General features: G+C 66.1%; 11 protein-coding genes and 5 pseudogenes. 4 read left to right on the top strand and 12 right to left on the bottom strand.

The window, feature by feature from the left end; all coding sequences use genetic code 11:
• Positions 1-8: 8 nt before the first annotated feature.
• From ACUDAL_RS15895 to ACUDAL_RS15885, 3 genes are all read left to right on the top strand, one after another.
• Complete coding sequence (locus ACUDAL_RS15895) at positions 9-488, top strand: TRAP transporter small permease (protein ID WP_444678806.1); 480 nt, start codon at positions 9-11, stop codon at positions 486-488.
• Entirely contained in the window at positions 481-1,776 is a 1,296-nt protein-coding gene (locus ACUDAL_RS15890) for a TRAP transporter large permease (RefSeq protein ID WP_444678805.1), read from the top strand. The genes ACUDAL_RS15895 and ACUDAL_RS15890 overlap by 8 nt, the downstream gene beginning before the upstream one ends.
• 146 nt (positions 1,777-1,922) lie before the next feature.
• On the top strand, positions 1,923-2,306 hold the full coding sequence (locus tag ACUDAL_RS15885) for a hypothetical protein (RefSeq protein WP_444678804.1): 384 nt from the start codon (positions 1,923-1,925) through the stop codon (positions 2,304-2,306).
• A gap of 72 nt (positions 2,307-2,378) precedes the next feature.
• On the opposite strand, the pseudogene paaZ reads toward ACUDAL_RS15885, so the two are convergent.
• The 11 genes and pseudogenes from paaZ to paaG all read right to left on the bottom strand — a co-directional run bounded on the left by paaZ (position 2,379) and on the right by paaG (position 13,965).
• Positions 2,379-4,420 (bottom strand): annotated as a pseudogene (gene paaZ / locus ACUDAL_RS15880) (phenylacetic acid degradation bifunctional protein PaaZ).
• Between the two features lie 93 nt (positions 4,421-4,513).
• Positions 4,514-5,593 (bottom strand): 1,2-phenylacetyl-CoA epoxidase subunit PaaE, encoded by a 1,080-nt coding sequence (paaE, locus tag ACUDAL_RS15875; RefSeq protein ID WP_444678803.1) that lies wholly within the window; start codon positions 5,591-5,593, stop codon positions 4,514-4,516.
• 11 nt (positions 5,594-5,604) lie between these two features.
• Positions 5,605-6,057, bottom strand: coding sequence for a 1,2-phenylacetyl-CoA epoxidase subunit PaaD (paaD, locus tag ACUDAL_RS15870; RefSeq protein WP_444679413.1), 453 nt, complete (start codon positions 6,055-6,057; stop codon positions 5,605-5,607).
• Positions 6,058-6,317: 260 nt separating this feature from the next.
• Positions 6,318-6,872 (bottom strand): annotated as a pseudogene (gene paaC / locus ACUDAL_RS15865) (1,2-phenylacetyl-CoA epoxidase subunit PaaC); the annotation flags it as partial.
• 77 nt (positions 6,873-6,949) lie between these two features.
• Positions 6,950-7,231, bottom strand: coding sequence for a 1,2-phenylacetyl-CoA epoxidase subunit PaaB (paaB, locus tag ACUDAL_RS15860; RefSeq protein ID WP_444678802.1), 282 nt, complete (start codon positions 7,229-7,231; stop codon positions 6,950-6,952).
• Between the two features lie 12 nt (positions 7,232-7,243).
• On the bottom strand, positions 7,244-8,236 hold the full coding sequence (gene paaA, locus ACUDAL_RS15855) for a 1,2-phenylacetyl-CoA epoxidase subunit PaaA (RefSeq protein ID WP_444678801.1): 993 nt from the start codon (positions 8,234-8,236) through the stop codon (positions 7,244-7,246).
• A gap of 309 nt (positions 8,237-8,545) precedes the next feature.
• Positions 8,546-9,858, bottom strand: a pseudogene (gene paaK / locus ACUDAL_RS15850) (phenylacetate--CoA ligase PaaK).
• 44 nt (positions 9,859-9,902) lie between these two features.
• Positions 9,903-11,105: a 3-oxoadipyl-CoA thiolase gene (gene pcaF, locus ACUDAL_RS15845; protein WP_444678800.1), complete on the bottom strand. Its 1,203-nt coding sequence runs from the start codon at positions 11,103-11,105 to the stop codon at positions 9,903-9,905.
• Positions 11,102-11,569: a hydroxyphenylacetyl-CoA thioesterase PaaI gene (gene paaI, locus ACUDAL_RS15840; protein WP_444678799.1), complete on the bottom strand. Its 468-nt coding sequence runs from the start codon at positions 11,567-11,569 to the stop codon at positions 11,102-11,104. Before paaI ends, pcaF begins: the two co-directional genes overlap by 4 nt.
• Positions 11,562-13,090 (bottom strand): annotated as a pseudogene (gene paaH, locus ACUDAL_RS15835) (3-hydroxyacyl-CoA dehydrogenase PaaH). The gene paaI and the pseudogene paaH overlap by 8 nt, the downstream one beginning before the upstream one ends.
• The gene (paaG, locus tag ACUDAL_RS15830; RefSeq protein ID WP_444678798.1) at positions 13,054-13,965 is read right to left on the bottom strand and encodes a 2-(1,2-epoxy-1,2-dihydrophenyl)acetyl-CoA isomerase PaaG; all 912 of its coding nucleotides are present in this window, start codon (positions 13,963-13,965) and stop codon (positions 13,054-13,056) included. The pseudogene paaH and the gene paaG overlap by 37 nt, the downstream one beginning before the upstream one ends.
• A 695-nt stretch (positions 13,966-14,660) precedes the next feature.
• Here paaG and paaY point away from each other — a divergent pair.
• Positions 14,661-15,266, top strand: coding sequence for a phenylacetic acid degradation protein PaaY (gene paaY, locus ACUDAL_RS15825; protein WP_444678797.1), 606 nt, complete (start codon positions 14,661-14,663; stop codon positions 15,264-15,266).
• Between the two features lie 120 nt (positions 15,267-15,386).
• Here paaY and paaX read toward each other — a convergent pair.
• Positions 15,387-16,310: pseudogene (gene paaX / locus ACUDAL_RS15820) on the bottom strand (phenylacetic acid degradation operon negative regulatory protein PaaX).
• Positions 16,311-16,398: the final 88 nt, after the last annotated feature.

Genomic DNA, 16,398 nt, shown 5'->3' with positions numbered 1-16,398 from the left:
CTGGAGGGGTGGCGGGCGCCACCCTCTTCGCCATGATGCTGCTGACCACGGCGGACGTGACCGGGCGCTACTTCTTCAACTCGCCGATTCTCGGCACCGTCGAGCTGACCCAGCTGATGCTGGCGGCGCTGGTGTTCCTGTCGCTGCCGGTGGTGTGCTGGCGCCAGGAGCACGTCAGCGTCGACCTGCTAGACGCCATCTTTCCCGCACGGCTGGTGTGGGTGCGTGAGGTGATCGTCAACCTGCTGGTCACGATGGCGCTGTGGGTCATGGCCCGGCGCGTCTGGGCGCTGGCCGAGCGTGCCTTCGAGTGGGGCGACGTCACCGAGTTCCTGCGTATCCCGCGCGGCTACCTGATCGGCCTGGTCGCCGCCATGCTGGCACTTGCTGCGCTGTTGACCCTGGCCCGGGCGTTGCTCTACCTGCTGGAAGGCGTCGGTAGGGTCAAGCGCGGTGGCCCGCTGAGCAAGGGGAGTGACGATGACTGAAGCGCTTTACGGTTTCGCCGCCCTGCTGCTGCTGGCGTTCCTGCGGGTACCGCTGGCGTTTGCCATGGGCATCGTCGGCTTCGCCGGCTTCTATTTCCTGACCGGCAACTGGAACGCCGCTGAGGCCATGGCCGCACGGCGCGTGGTGGACACCGCCATGGACTACGGCCTGTCGGTGATCCCGCTGTTCATCCTGATGGGCAACCTGGTCTCCCATGCCGGGCTGTCGGATGCGCTGTTCCGCGCCTCCAACGGCTTCCTCGGTCACCGCAAGGGCGGCCAGGCCATGGCCACCATCGTCGCCTGCGGCGGCTTCAGCGCCATCTGCGGCTCGAGTCTGGCCACCTGCGCCACCATGGGACGGGTGGCGATGCCGCAGATGCGCAAGTACGGCTACAAGGATTCGCTGGCCTCGGCCTCCATCGCCGCCGGCGGCACCCTGGGCATCCTGATTCCGCCCAGCGTGATGCTGGTGATCTACGGCATCCTCACCGAGACCAGCATTCGCGAGCTGTTCGCCGCCGGCTTCATCCCCGGCATGCTGGGCATTGTGCTCTACCTGCTGGCGGTGAAGTGGGTGCTGTGGCGCGACCCCGCGGCCGGGCCTGCCGGCGAGCGGGTGGCCTGGCCCGAGCGCCTGGCGGCGCTGAAGAGCGTGGGCAGCACCCTGGCGCTGTTCGTGCTGGTGATCGGCGGCATCTATCTCGGCGTATTCACCCCCACCGAGGCGGCGGGCATCGGCGCCATGGGCGCCTTCGTGATCGCCCTGCTGCGCCGTGCGCTCACCCCGCAGGTGCTGATGAACGTGCTGATGGACACCGTGCGCACCACCGCCATGCTGTTCGCCGTGGTGCTGACGGCGCTGATCTTCGCCAACTTCATCAACCGGGCAGGGCTGCCGGGCGACCTGCTGGCGCTGGTCAACGGGCTCAACGTGGCGCCCTTCGTGGTGATCCTTACGATCATCGCCATCTACGTGGTGCTGGGCTGCGTGTTCGAGAGCATGTCGATGATGCTGCTCACCGTGCCGGTGTTCTTCCCGGTGGTGGCGGGGCTGGGCTTCGACCTGGTGTGGTTCGGCATCCTGGTGGTGATCGTGATCGAGATCAGCCTGATCACCCCGCCGGTGGGCATGAACGTGTTCGTGCTGCGGGCGGTGCTGCCGGATGTGTCCACGGGCACGATCTTCCGCGGCGTGACGCCGTTCTGGGTGGCGGGCACGGCCCGTGCGTTGCTGGTGCTGGTGTTCCCCGGTATCGTGCTGTTCCTGCCTCAGCTGCTCTATTAGGTTGCATAAAGCGACACAAAATAAATTAATGTAAAATTAATTTTGTATCTTTTATCAGCCCCAATTTGACTCCGGTCAAATTGGGGTTTTTCCATTGCGCTATCCTGAAAATACGTCACTAGTGATACCGAATGGGGAGAAGCGAGATGGAAAGGTTGTCCGACTATATTCAGGGTGAGCGCGTGGTGCGCGAACTTCGCCACCACGCCCCAGAGGCACTCGAGGAACTGGCCCGTGACCTGGCGCAGCCGCTGAATCCGCCGCTGGAGCGGGCCGTGGCGCGCTGCCTGGATGACAGCCGGGTGCCCGATTTCCGCTCTGCGGAGGTGCTGATGCCGCCTATGATGGCGACCTTTGCGGTGGGCCCGGCCGCCTTCGGCGAGCAGGCGCTGGCCGAGCTGGAGGCGAGCTGCAACCGCTGCGAGGCGGTTGGCCGCTGCTGGCAGGCGATGCGCAGCCACGCCGATGCCGAAGTGTGCCGCGACTTCTGCCCCAACGCCGAGACCTTCATCGAGCAGCGCGGCGAGTAGGGCATCGTGCCTAGAAGGGCAATCAGGGGGCGGCGGAGCGCGCCCCTGATCCTTCTCTATCTCGTGCGGCGGTTACTGCCGCTTCGCCACCAGGGTCAGGATGTCGTAGCTGGCGACCAGCTCGTCATGCTGGTTGGTGACTTCCACGTCCCACATCACCACGCCCTGGGGATGGCCGTCCGGTGAGGTCCGGCCTTGGTCGATCTTGCGCTTGCAGGTCAGCCGGGCGCGGATGGTATCGCCCGGGGCGACCGGGGTGATGAAGCGCAGCGTGTCCAGGCCGTAGTTGGCCAGCACCGGGCCTTCGCCTGGATAGACGAACAGGCCGGCGGCGGCCGACAGCACGAAGTAGCCGTGGGCGATGCGCTGGCCGAACTGGGTCTTGCGCGCGGCGATGTCGTCGAAGTGCATGTAGAAGTGATCGCCGGAGAGGCAGCCGAAGTTGACGATATCGGCTTCGGTGACGGTGCGGCGGTGGGTCAGCAGGGATTCGCCCACCTGCAGGTCGTCGAAATGGCGGCGGAAGGGGTGGACGTCATTCTCGATCACCTTGGCGCCGCGGACGTATTCCCGGGTCACCGCGGCCACCATGGTCGGCGACCCCTGGATGGCGGTGCGCTGCAGGTAGTGGTGGACCGCGCGGATGCCCCCAGCTCCTCGCCGCCGCCGGCGCGCCCCGGACCGCCGTGCTTGAGCATGGGCAGCGGCGAGCCGTGGCCGGTCGACTCCTTGGCGGCCTGCGCATCGAGGATCTGCAGGCGGCCGTGTTGGGCGGCCAGCACCGGGATCATTTGCGCGGCGATGGCGGGGTCCCTGGTGGTCAGAGTGGTCACCAGGCTGCCCTTGCCCTTGGCGGCCAGGGTCAGGGCCTCGTCGATGCCGTGGTAGGGCATCAGCGTGGTGACGGGGCCGAAGGCTTCGATGTCATGCGCGCCGCCGTCTTGCAGCGGCTGGTAGTTGATCAACAGATGCGGGGCGATGAAGGCGCCGTTTTCCACGCCCTTGCCCACCGGCGTGAAGCTCTCGCCCTTGCCGAACACGCATTCGCTGGTTTCCAGCAGCTGGCCGATGGCCTCGCGCACGTCACGCAGCTGGTCGGCGGACGCCAGCGCACCCATGCGCACGCCTTCCTCCTTGGGGTCGCCGACGACGATCGTCGCCAGCCGCTCCTTGATCCTGTCGGCCAAGGCGTCCAGGTGCTCGGCCGGCACCAGCACCCGGCGGATGGCGGTACACTTCTGGCCCGCCTTGGCGGTCATCTCCTTGACCACCTCCTTGGCGAAGATGCCGAACTCCTCGTCCTGCGGCGTCACGTCCGGCGCCAGGATGGCGCTGTTGAGGGAGTCCGCCTCGGCGTTGAACGGAATGCTGCGCGCCAGGAGGTTGGGGTGGGCCTTCAGCTTCAGCGCGGTGCTGGCGGAACCCGTGAAGGTGACGAAATCCTGCTCTTCCAGGCGATCGAGCAGGTCGCCGGTGCTGCCGATGATCAGCTGCAGCGCGCCCTCGGGCAGCAGGCCGGATTCATGGATCATCCGAACCGCGGCTTCGGCGACATAGCTGGTGGCGGTGGCCGGCTTCACGATGCACGGCATGCCGGCCAGAAACGCCGGGGCGAACTTTTCCAGCATGCCCCAGATCGGGAAGTTGAAGGCGTTGATATGGACGCACACGCCGCGGCGGGGCACCAGAATATGGGTGCCGCTGAAGTGGTTGTGCTGGCCCAATTGGATCACCGGCCCTTCATGGGCCACGTTGCCGGAAGGCAGCTGCTTGCGGCCGGTGGAGGCGTAGGTGAATAGGGTGCCGAAGCCGCCTTCGATATCGATCCAGGAGTCGGACCGGGTGCAGCCGGTGTGATGGGAGATGTCGTACAGCGCTTCCTTGCGCTCCTGGATGTAGATCGCCAGCGCCTTGAGGATGGCGGCGCGCTGCTGGAAATCGAGCGCCAGCAGGTTCTTGATGCCCTGGCCGCGGCCGTAGCTGACCACTTCGGCGAAATCGACGCTCTCTTCATGGGTATGGGCGACGATTTCGCCATTGATGGCGCTGGGCAGCGCCGTTGCTGCCGTATGACCGAACCATTGACCCGCTACGTAGCTCTTGAGCACTGACATGTCACGTTCTCCCGAAACTTCACGGCGAAAGGGTGTGGATAAATAAAGCCGGTCCACCGGACCGGCTTCATGGATGCTTGCGCTTGATGGTCATCAGAGCTCGTCGTAGTCGAGCACGACTTTTTCGCTGACGGGGTAGCACTGGCAGGTCAGCACGTAGCCGGCCTCCACCTCGTAGTCTTCCAGGGCGTAGTTGGCATCCATCTCCACTTCGCCCTCGATCACCTTGGCCTTGCAGGTGGAGCAGACGCCGGCCTTGCAGGAGTAGGGCAGGTCGGCCCCCATGGCGTTGCCGGCATCGAGGATGCTCCTGGTATTGCGGGTCAGGTCGAAGGTCAGGGCGCGGCCATCGGCGCGCACCGTAACTTCGCTGACCGCCTGCGGGTCGACTCGGTGGTCGGTGCGGTCCTGGCGCGCCGTCGGGGCGCCGCCGAGCAGGGCAAACAGCTCGTAGTGAACCTTCGACTTGTCCAGGCCATGGCGCTGCAGGGAGTCCCTGACCGTTTCGGTCATGATCTGGGGGCCGCAGATGAAGGCGGCGGTCAGGTTCTTGGCATCCACCCAGCGATCGAACAGGGCGTCGCATTTGCCGCTGTCGATGCGGCCGTTGTACAGGTCGATATCCTGCTCTTCACGGCTGAACACGAAGACCAGATTGAAGCGGCTCATGTAGCGATTTTTCAGATCCTCGAGCTGTTCGCGGAACATCGTCGAGGCGGTGGCCCGGTTGCCGTAGAACAGGGTGACCTGGCTCCTGGGTTCGGTTGCCAGCGTCGTCTTGATGATCGACAGGATCGGGGTGATGCCGCTGCCGGCCGCCACCATCAGGTAGTCGCCCTCGCGCTGCGGGTCGAGCTCGATGGAGAAGTGCCCCTGGGGCGGCATCACGTCAAGCGTCTGGCCGGGCTTGAGCTGTTCGTTGGCAAAGGTGGAGAAGCGGCCTCCCGGCACCTTCTTGATGGCGATGCGCAGCTCCCTGTCCGCAACGCCGGTGCAGATGGAGTAGGAGCGGCGGACTTCCTCGCCGTCGATGGCGGTGCGCAGCACCAGGTGCTGGCCCTGCTGGTAGCGAAAGCGCTCCTGCAGGGCTTCCGGCAGATCGAAGCACAGGGACACGGCATCCCGGGTTTCCGCCCGGACTTCACGAATGGAAAGAGGGTAGAAGTTGTTCATGATGGTCCGCTCTAGATGCATTTGAAGTAATCAAAGGGCTCGCGGCAATCGAGGCACCGATACAGGGCCTTGCAGGCGGTGGAGCCAAATTCGCTGACCCGTTCGGTATGGGAGCTGCCACATTGAGGGCAGGCGATGGCCTCGTCCTTGCCCGTGAGGCTCAGCTTGCTGGCGCTGCCCTGGGGCGGGGCGATGCCGAATTCGCGCAGCCTGGTGCGACCCGTGTCGGTGATCCAGTCGGTGGTCCAGGCGGGTGAGAGCACCCGGCGGATGCGGCCGTGGCGAACGCCGGCCAGCCGCAGGGCTTCCTCGATGGACTGCTCGATCATCTCCGTCGCCGGACAGCCGGAGTAGGTGGGGGTGACATCCACCACCCAGCCGTGGCCTTCCCGGGCGATGCGTCGCACGATGCCCAGCTCGACGACGCTGACCGCGGGAACCTCCGGATCCTTGACCTCATCCAGCAGCGCCCAGAGCTCTGCCTCCGTGATCGGCTGGGTGCGATCCGGTGGGGAATGCGGTCGCTGGCGATCACCGGCTGGTCGTCCAGCAGCGATCGCGGCTCGGGTTTACCAGGTCTTGGCATCCGGATAGGCCCTCGGCAGGAACTGCATCTCGGCAAGGATGAAGCCCAGGTGTTCCGTGTGTTTTCCCACCTTGGCCCCCGCTGCATCCAGGCGCCTTCCGGCGGCGGGGTCAGGGTCGCTTCGGTCAGCACGGCGTGCACCAGGCCCTTCCAGTCGGCTGCCAGCTGGTCAGGGTTGGGGCCGATGCCCGCGTCGAACATCTGCCGGTCGACGGCATCGGCCTCGATCATCTCGCCGGTGAACCGCCACAGGTCGTCGACGGCCGCCTGCATGCGCGCATGGCTCTCCTGGGTGCCGTCACCCAGCCGCTTGACCCACTCGGAGGAGCGGCGCAGGTGGTACTGCACCTCCTTGATGGCCTTGGCGGCGATGCCGGCGATACGCGCGTCTGGCGCCTTGGCCAGCGCCTGAAGCGTGAGGTAGTGCCAGGCGTCGAAGAAGAACTGGCGGGCCAGGGTGACGGCGTAATCCTTGTTCGGCTGCTCCACCAGCAGTGCGTTGCGGAAGTGGTGCGCATCGCGCTTGAAGGCCAGGTCGTCAGCCGTGCGGCCGTCGCCGATCAGTTCGGCGGCGTACTCGTACCAGTGGCGGGCCTGGCCCACGAGGTCGAGGGCCACGTTCATCAGCGCCATCTCCTCTTCCAGCGCCGGCGCCTTGCCGCACAGTTCGCAGAGTCGCTGGCCCAGGATCATGTCGGAGTCTGCCAGGCGCAGCAGGGACTCCTGCAGCGCCTCGGTCGGTGTCACGGTTTCGCTCATGTCCTCGCCCCTCACATGTGGCCGACTTCGTCGGGCAGCTTGTAGAAGGAAGCGTGGCGGTAGACCTTGTCGTCGGAGGGGTCGAACAGCACCTCCTTCTCGTCCGGCGAGGAGGCGGTGATGGCGACCGACGGCACGACCCAGATGGACACGCCTTCGCTGCGGCGCGTGTAGAGGTCGCGGGCATTCTCCATGGCCATTTCCGCATCGGTGGCGTGAACGCTGCCGACATGCTTGTGGTTGAGGCCATGCTTGCTACGAACGAAGACTTCATAAAGCGGCCAGTCAGCCATGCTCATCTCCTCTCAGGCTACGTGCTGTTTTTGTTGCTGTTTCTCGGCGTAGGCCTTGGCAGCCTCGCGCACCCAGCGGCCGCCGTCGATGGCGTTCCTGCGGGTTTCGATGCGCTCCTTGTTGCAGGGGCCGTTGCCCTTGAGCACCTCGAAGAACTCCTGCCAGTCGATCTCTCCGAAATCGTAATGGCCGCGTTCCTCGTTCCACTTCAGGTCCGGGTCCGGGGCGGTGCAGCCCAGGAATTCGAGCTGGGGCACGGTCTGGTCGATGAACATCTGGCGCAGCTCGTCGTTGCTCTTGCGCTTGATCTTCCAGGCCATGGACTGCTGGGAGTTGGGCGACTGGTCGTCGGAGGGGCCGAACATCATCAGCGCCGGCCACCAGAAGCGGTTGATCGAGTCCTGCACCATCTGCTTCTGCGCCTCGGTGCCCTCGCGCATCATGTCCAGCAGGATCTGGTAGCCCTGGCGCTGGTGGAAGCTCTCTTCCTTGCAGATCCGGATCATGGCGCGCGAATAGGGGCCGTAGGAGGTGCGCTGCAGGACGACCTGGTTGACGATCGCCGCGCCGTCCACCAGCCAGCCGATGGTGCCCATGTCGGCCCAGCTCAGGGTCGGATAGTTGAAGATCGAGGAGTACTTCGCCTTGCCGGCGTGAAGCTTGTCGATCTCCTCGTCGCGGTCGGCGCCCAGGGTCTCCATGGCGCTGTAGAGGTAGAGGCCGTGGCCCGCCTCGTCCTGGATCTTGGCCATCAGCTGCAGCTTGCGCTTGAGGGTGGGGGCGCGAGTGACCCAGTTGCCTTCCGGCAGCATGCCGACCACTTCGGAATGGGCATGTTGGGAAATCTGGCGAACCAGGGTCTTGCGATACCCCTCGGGCATCCAGTTCTTGGCTTCGATCTTGATGTCGGCATCGACCTTGAGCTGGAACTCCCGCTCCTTGTCAGACATCTCCTCCAAGGTCTTCAGGCGCTTGACGCCGGTTTCGACGAGCTGTGCGTACATGGGGCCTCCGCGGCGTCGGTCAGTCTATGGGGATTCCTCCCCTGGATATTTGAAGAGTATAGTGACACATAAAAATTTATCAACGATCATTTTCTTGTGTCGTATATCGGTGGCTGGTTAAGGCCATACGACAGAGACGGATAGGATCGAGAGGTTGTCGGGTAAGATATTGAAAATAAAAAATAGGGGAGCGAATTGCCTACCACTTCATCCCGCCAAAAATGCAAAAGACTCCCGGAGGAGTCTTTTTGAATGAGATTCATGCGCTAGGTTTGATGCGCCTTTATTCTGTCTTTCTTGAGTTGCGTGTCATCGCAGGTCCTTAACGCGCCTGGCCTTGCCCACCGAGCGCATGACCTCCTCGACGCCACACACCTCCACGCTTGTGCTGATCCCTACATAGGTCTTGATGGCATGTTGCAGTCGACCGGCCAGCTCCTCGCAGGCCACCGGATCGCGGGCGACGTCGTTGCTGCACGCTTCGACGCGTACGCAGACCATGTCCAGATTGCCCTGGCGTGAGACCTCGATCTCGTAATGAGGGGAGAGCCGGTCGATCTTGAGCAGCTGCTCCTCGATCTGGGTCGGGAAGACGTTGACGCCGCGGATGATCAGCATGTCATCGCTGCGGCCGGTGATCTTGTCGATGCGGCGCATGGGGCGTGCGGTGCCCGGCAGCAGGCGGGTGAGGTCGCGGGTGCGGTAGCGGATCACCGGCAGCGCCTCCGTGGTCAGGGTGGTGAACACCAGCTCGCCGTACTCGCCGTCCGGCAGCACCTCGCCGGTCACCGGGTCGATGATCTCGGGATAGAAGTGGTCTTCCCAGATGGTCGGGCCATCCTTGGTCTCCAGGCACTCCATGCCGACGCCCGGCCCCATCACCTCGGAGAGGCCGTAGATGTCGAGCGCGTCGATGCCCAGGCGCCGCTCCAGGGCGGTGCGCATGTCGTTGGTCCAGGGCTCGGCGCCGAAGATGCCGGCGCGCAGCGGCAGCCGGTGCGGGTCGATGCCCTGGCGCTCCATCTCGTCGGCAATGTTGAGCATGTAGGAGGGGTCACCATGATGATGTCCGGCTCGAAGTCGCGGATCAGCTGGACCTGCTTTTCGGTCTGGCCGCCCGACATCGGGATCACGGTGCAGCCCAGGCGTTCGGCGCCGTAGTGGGCGCCGAGGCCGCCGGTGAACAGGCCGTAGCCGTAGGCGACATGCACCTTGTCCTTGCGCGTGCCGCCGGCGGCACGGATCGAGCAGGCCACCACGTCGGCCCAGGTGTCGATGTCGCGCTGGGTATAGCCCACCACGGTGGGCTGTCCGGTGGTGCCGCTGGAAGCGTGTACCCGCACGATCTCGCTCATTGGCGTGGCGAACATGCCGAACGGGTAGTTGTCGCGCAGGTCGGCCTTGGTGGTGAAGGGCAGCTTGCCAAGGTCGGCAAGGCTCTGGATGTCCTCGGGATGCACGCCGGCCCGGTCGAAGGCGTGCCGATAGAAGGGCACGTTGTCATAGGCGTGCTTGAGGCTCCACTTGAGCCGCTTGAGCTGGGTGGCGCGCAGTTCATCGAGGCTGGCGAGTTCCATCTGATCGAGAGCCGAGTTGTTGAGGCGTTCGACGGTCTGTGTCATCGGGCTGCTCCGGTCGGAGGTGTTGTTATCGTCGCTTCACGGTATCAGAGACGTTCGATGATCAGGGCAATGCCCTGTCCTACGCCGATGCACATGGTGCACAGCGCGTAGCGTCCCTGGTGGCGCTCCAGCTCATGCAGGGCGGTGGTCACCAGGCGGGCGCCGCTCATGCCCAGCGGGTGGCCCAGGGCAATGGCGCCGCCGTTGGGATTGACGTGTTCGGCGTCGTCGGCGAGGCCGAGATCGCGCGTCACGGCCAGCGCCTGGGCGGCGAAGGCCTCGTTGAGCTCGATCACGTCCATCTGGGCGAGAGTCAGGCCGGTCTGCTCGAGCACCTTGCGGCTGGCGGGAGCCGGGCCGAAGCCCATGATGCGCGGCTCGACGCCGGCGGTGGCCATGCCGATCACCCGGGCGCGCGGCCTGAGGCCGTAGCGTTCGGCCTGTTCGGGTGAAGCCAGCAGCAGGGCGCAGGCGCCGTCGTTGACCCCGGAGGCGTTGCCGGCGGTGACGCTGCCGCCTTCGCGGAACGGCGTGGGCAGCCTGGCCAGCTGCTCCAGGGTAGTGGTACGAGGGTGCTCGTCGGTTGCGACGATCAGCGGCGCCTGCTTGTGGCGCGGCACCTCGACGGGCACGATCTCCTCGGCCAGGCGGCCCGCCTCCATGGCGGCGGCGGTGCGCTGCTGGCTGCGCAGCGCGAAGGCGTCCTGATCCTCGCGGGAGATATTGAACTGCTCGGCGACGTTCTCGGCGGTCTCCGGCATGGAGTCGATGCCGAACCGGGCCTTGAGCTGGCGGTTGACGAAGCGCCAGCCGATGGTGGTATCGAAGAGCTCGGCACTGCGCGAGAAGGCCTGCTCGGCCTTGCCCATCACGAAGGGCGCGCGCGACATGGATTCGACGCCGCCGGCGATCATCAGCCCCGCCTCGCCGGCCTTGATGGCACGCGCGGCGTTGCCGACGGCGTCCATGCCGGAGCCGCACAGGCGGTTGATCGTGGTGCCGGGCACCTCCACCGGCAGGCCGGCGAGCAAGGCCGACATGCGCGCCACGTTGCGGTTGTCCTCGCCGGCCTGGTTGGCGCAGCCGTAGAAGATGTCGTCCACCTGGCGCCAATCCACCGAGGGATGGCGCTCCATCAGCGCGCGCAGGGGCACGGCGCCCAGGTCGTCGGGGCGCACCGAGGCGAGGGCGCCGCCGTAGCGGCCGATGGGCGTGCGGATGGCGTCGATGATGTAGGCGTCTTTCATGCTTGCCCCTCTGCGGCGGTCGCTTCCAGGCGGCGAACGCTGCCGCGGATTTTGTAGGAACGGCCGCGGAACAGGGCGACCTCGTGACCGTGCTGGTTGCGCACGGTGATGTCATAGATGCCGGTGCGGCCGCGGCGGCTGCGCTCCTCGGCGGTAGCGGTGAGCACGTCGCCGAGCTGGCCTGGACCGAGATAATCGATGCTGCAGCCCGCGGCCACGGTGGCCTCGTCGTAGCTGTTGCAGGCGAAGGCGAAGGCGGAGTCGGCCAGGGCGAAGATGAAACCGCCGTGACAGTTGCCGTGGCCCTGCACCATGTCCTCGCGCACGCTCATGCTGAGCACGGCACGCCCCGGTGCCACGCTCTCGATGCGCATGCCCAGCCCCTGGCTGGCGTTGTCGCGGGAATACATGGCGTCGGCGCAGGCCTCGGCCAGCTGCTGGGGGCTCAACTCGAACTCAGACATGAAAGGACTCCTCGGCCAGGGCCTTGCGGCGCAGCAGGAAGGAGGGACGATAGCGCTCCTCGCCGTAGCTCTGCTGCAGGTGGGTCAGGGTGCGGTGGACGAAGGCCAGGCCGAGTGCGTCGGCCCAGGCCAGCGGCCCGCGGGGATAGTTGACGCCGGCCTGCATGGCCAGGTCGCCGTCGCGGGCGCTGCACACGCCCTGGAGCACGGCGTCAGCGGCCTCGTTGGCGAGCATGGCCACGGTGCGCAGCACCGCCAGCCCGGGGTGTCGGTGAGCCAGGCGACCGCCAGGCCCAGGCGCTGGAAGAGTGCCGCAGCCAGCTCGCGAGCCTCGGCGCCGGCGCCGGGGCTTGCCGCCAGGGCGATGGCGCTGGCCTCGCCGTAGTCGAGGCAGAGATCGAACAGCACCAGCGCCTCGAGGCCCTCGTCGCGGGCACGTTCGGCGGCGCAGCGGCCGTCGCTCAGCGCCAGGGTGAGATCGCCCAGGCGCAGGCGCGCCTGGCCCGAGAGGCTCTCGCGGTGCACCACCGCCAGGCCGGCGGCCTCGGCTCGGGCTACCAAGGGCGCGATGACGCCGAGCTGGCCTTCGGCCACCAGGGTCGGCAGCGCCGCCTCGGCCCTGGGGGCGAAGTCGGGGGCGACGGAGGTGGCACCGTCTCGATAGTCATAGAAGCCCTGGCCGCTCTTGCGGCCCAGGTGCCCGGCCTCCACCAGCGCGAGCTGCACCAGCGAGGGTTCGAAGCGGGTGTCGCCGTAGTAGGCGTCGAACACCGAGCGGGTCACCGCATAGTTGACGTCGTGGCCGATCAGGTCCATCAGCTCGAAGGGGCCCATGCGGAAGCCGCCGGCCTGGCGCAGCAGGGCATCCAGGGTGGCGGGGGCGGCGGCGCCTTCCTGCAGCAGGCGCAGCCCCTCGGCATAGAAAGGTCTCGCCACCCGGTTGACGATAAAGCCCGGCGTGGAGCTGGCATGGACCGGCACCTTGCCCCAGGCGGCGGCGGTAGCATAGAGGGTTTCGGCCACCTCGGCAGCCGTGGCCAGGCCCGAGATTACCTCGACCAGCGTCATCACCGGCGCGGGATTGAAGAAGTGCAGGCCGGCAACGCGCTCGGGGCGCTCGAGGCCGGCGGCGATGGAGGTGATCGACAGCGACGAGGTGTTGCTGGCCAGCAGGGTGTCGGGGCCGCACAGGGCCTCCAGCTCGGCGAACAGCTGGCGCTTGACCGCCAGGTTCTCGACGATGGCCTCCACCACCAGGCGGCTGTCGGCCAGCTCGGCCAGGGTGGCGGCCGGGCTCATGCGGGCGACGATGGCGTCGACCTCGGCTTGGGCCATCTTGCCCTTGGCCACACGCTTCTCGAGCTGGCGGCGCACGCCGTCGATGCCGGCCTCTGCCGCGCCGGCGCGGTTGTCGTACAGGCGTACCGGATGGCCGGCCTGGGCCGCCACCTGGGCGATGCCAGCGCCCATGGCGCCGGCGCCGATCACGGCGATGCTGTCGCGGGGTGCGAGGGCTGACATCTCATTACCCCTTGAAGCTGGTGTGTAAAAAGCGCTTTTCCATCCAGACACCCCACGTGTAAGCCGTCGTCAGGACGAGCATGGTCACTCCCCTTGAAGTTGGGCTGGCGCTTTTCCATGAAGGCGGTCACGCCTTCGCGATAGTCCTCGGTGCGGCCGGCCAGGCGCTGCAGGTCGCGCTCCAGGTCGAGCTGGGCATCGAAGCTGTTGTCGGCGCTGGCATGCAGGGCCCGCTTGATCAGCGCCAGGCCGCGGGTCGGCTGGGTGGCCAGGTGACGCGCCAGGGTCAGCGCTTCATCCTGCAGAGCCTCATCTTCCACCACCTTCCAGATCATGCCCCACTGCTCGGCCTGTTCGGCGCTGAGCCTGTCGCCCAGCATCGCCAGTCCCTTGGCGCGGGCCATGCCCACCAGTCGCGGCAGGGTCCAGGTGCCGCCGGAATCGGGCAGCAGGCCGATCCGGCAGAACGCCTGAATGAAGCTGGCCGAGCGGGCCGCCAGCACGATGTCGCAGGCCAGGGCGATGTTGGCGCCAGCGCCGGCGGCGACGCCGTTCACCGCGCAGACGGTGGGGAAGGGCAGGTCGCGCAGGGCGCGCAGCATCGGGTTGTAGCGCTTCTCCAGCGACTCGCCCAGGTCGGGCGCCTCGGCGCCGGGGGCCACGTTGCGGTCGGAGAGGTCCTGGCCGGCGCAGAAGCCGCGTCCGCTGCCGGTCAGCAACAGGGCGCGCACGCTGCCATCCTGGCGCACGGCCTTGAGCGCCTGACGCATCTCGGCGTGCAGTTCGGCATTGAAGCTGTTGAGGCTGTCGGGCCGGTTCAGCGTGAGGCGGGCGACGCCGTCTTCCACGGTATACAGCAGGGGCGCTTCACTCATCTTGTTATTCCTATGTCATTGCCCGTTGAAGGTGGCGGGGCGTTTTTCCTGGAAGGCGCGGATGCCCTCTTCGCGATCCTGGGTGCAATCAGCAGCGTGAAGGCGCGCCTCGCGGCGGCCCCTCGATGAACCGCGGGATCGACGTGGCGCCCTCAGCGTGACACGAGAGTGGCGCGGTGCGGGTCCGCTGCCTGCCTCGGGTGAGCATGGGAGGAGTATAGGTTTTTTTGATACGCATCAAATTGCATTAACGGCATTTAGTGTATCGCTATTGGTCTGCGACAGGGGTTTTTATCTTGTCTGCCAAGGGCTTGGCGAAAACCTGGCGCGGCCTGGCGCGACCGGACTAGACGATGGTCGAAGAAAAGGCGCGGCAGGCGATGAATCATTGATAAAAGGTTGATAAAGAAGCGTTATGTGGCGAAGGCGCAGCGCAGCATGAGAGCCAAATTAGCGTAGGTGGTTTGATATAGCGTTACGCTATACATATTATCTTCTTGTATATCGTATCGGTTAATGGCGCTCGCGACAGGTGCCACGCATGTCCCAGCAAGCCCGACGGATGCCGGAGCGACAGCGTGACACCCTGGAGCCGGCGATCCGCCCCTTGCTGTGCGGCCAGGCTTTGCTGGCCCGTCGCTGCGTGGTGGTGCAGCGCCACCGTCATGGCCCCTGGATTAAGGAGAGACGCCTGTATGCCCTGTTATCGACTCGAGGGAGTGACCCCGGTGGTACATCCCACCGCCTATGTGCATCCCACCGCGGTGCTGATCGGCGATGTCATCGTTGGCCCGGGCTGCTATGTGGGGCCCGGCGCGGTAATGCGCGGCGACTTCGGACAGCTGGTGCTGGAAGAGGGCGCCAACCTTCAGGACACCTGCGTGATGCACGGCTTTCCCGGCTGTGTGACCCGGGTGGAGAAGGATGGCCATGTGGGCCACGGCGCCGTGCTGCACGGCTGCGTGGTGGGCCGGGACGCCATGGTGGGCATGAATGCCGTGGTGATGGACAACGCCGTGATCGGCGCACGTTCCATCGTCGCGGCGGCAGCCTTCGTCAAAAGTGGTTTCGCGTGTCCGCCCCAGTCGCTGGTGATGGGGGCGCCGGCTGTGGTCAAGCGCGAGCTGAGCGACCAGGAGGTGGCCTGGAAGCAGCAGGGTACCCGCGAGTACCAGCGCCTGACCGAACGCTGCCGCGACGGCCTGGAGCCCTGCGAGCCGCTGGCCGAGCTGGACGCCGACCGCCCGCGGCTGAACGCCGGCGATACCCAGCCCAAGCAGCAGACCCTCGACAAGGCGTGACGCTCAACGCGGGAGATGCGGGCCGCCGCCCGCGGCCCGGTGGAGAACCGCACGAATCGCGTGACGCTTATAACGCCCTCGGCTCGTTGCCGGGGGCGTCTTCGCCTGGTACACCGAGCCTTACTCCAGGCCACCGAAGCGCTGGTAGAAGCTGGGGCCCGGTGCCGGCAGGGCCTTCGGCCGTCTCCAGGTGCTGGTCGAGCCAGCGCTCCGCGCGCCGGTAGATGGTGCGATAGATGTTGCGGCATAGCTGATAGGCGTTGCGCCCTTCCCAGGCGGTCGGCAGCAGCTCGTCGGGCAGCTGGGGGTCGCGCAGCTGGACCTTGCGGTATTCGTGAATCAGCAGCGTGCGGGCAATGAAGCAGGCTTCGTCGCCCAGGTGGTTGTCTTCATCCAGCGCCTTCCATAGGGGACGGAACTGGGCCAGGAAGCTCTGGTAGTTCTCGGCCAGGCTCTCCAGGTTCCAGCTCTCTTCACCTGCCGGCGCAGCGGCTTGCTGGCGAGAGGCTCCAGGGCTTCGGTCTGCATGATAATGGTGTCATCGGCCGCCTCCATCTCCTGCAGGGCTGCCATCGCTTCGCTGCGGTTAAGGATGGGGTGGGCCAGCAGCCCCTGGGCGAAATAGCCGAAGCCCAGCCATTCGAGCTCCTCGCGCACCTTCTGGCGGCGAGCGGCATCCAGCTGCGAGAGCAGTACCAGCGTCCACTGCCCGTTCCAGGAGGGTTGGGCGCCGTGGTAGACCCGCTTGAAGGCTTGTTCGAAGCGCCGCCGCCCGGGGCCGCTGAGGCTGTAGTAGCTGCGTCGCCCCACCTTCTCGCCATGCAGCCAGCTCTCCTGGGTCAGCCGGTAGACGGAGGTGCGTACCAGGCGCTCGTTGATGCCGATCGGCTCCACCAGCTTCGACAGGCTGCCAAGCCAGACCGTCCCGCCGCGGGGCACGATCGCATCGCCATAGATCGTGATGATTAATGAGCCGGCGCGGATGGGGTGATGCTGCTGGAAGTGGTCGACAAGCGAGACAACGCAATCGTGAGCGGAGGACATGGCAGAGCCGGTTTCTCAGATTCTGATACGGTGATGGGTAAAAACAGCAAATAGCGTACCACAACCTAGGAGAATGGAGCCTCCTGCC

This window comes from Halomonas sp. E19, assembly GCF_052439355.1.
Classification (GTDB): domain Bacteria; phylum Pseudomonadota; class Gammaproteobacteria; order Pseudomonadales; family Halomonadaceae; genus Halomonas.
The sequence above is the reverse complement of the archived record's forward strand: the minus strand, read 5'-3'. Positions and strand labels throughout refer to the sequence as shown.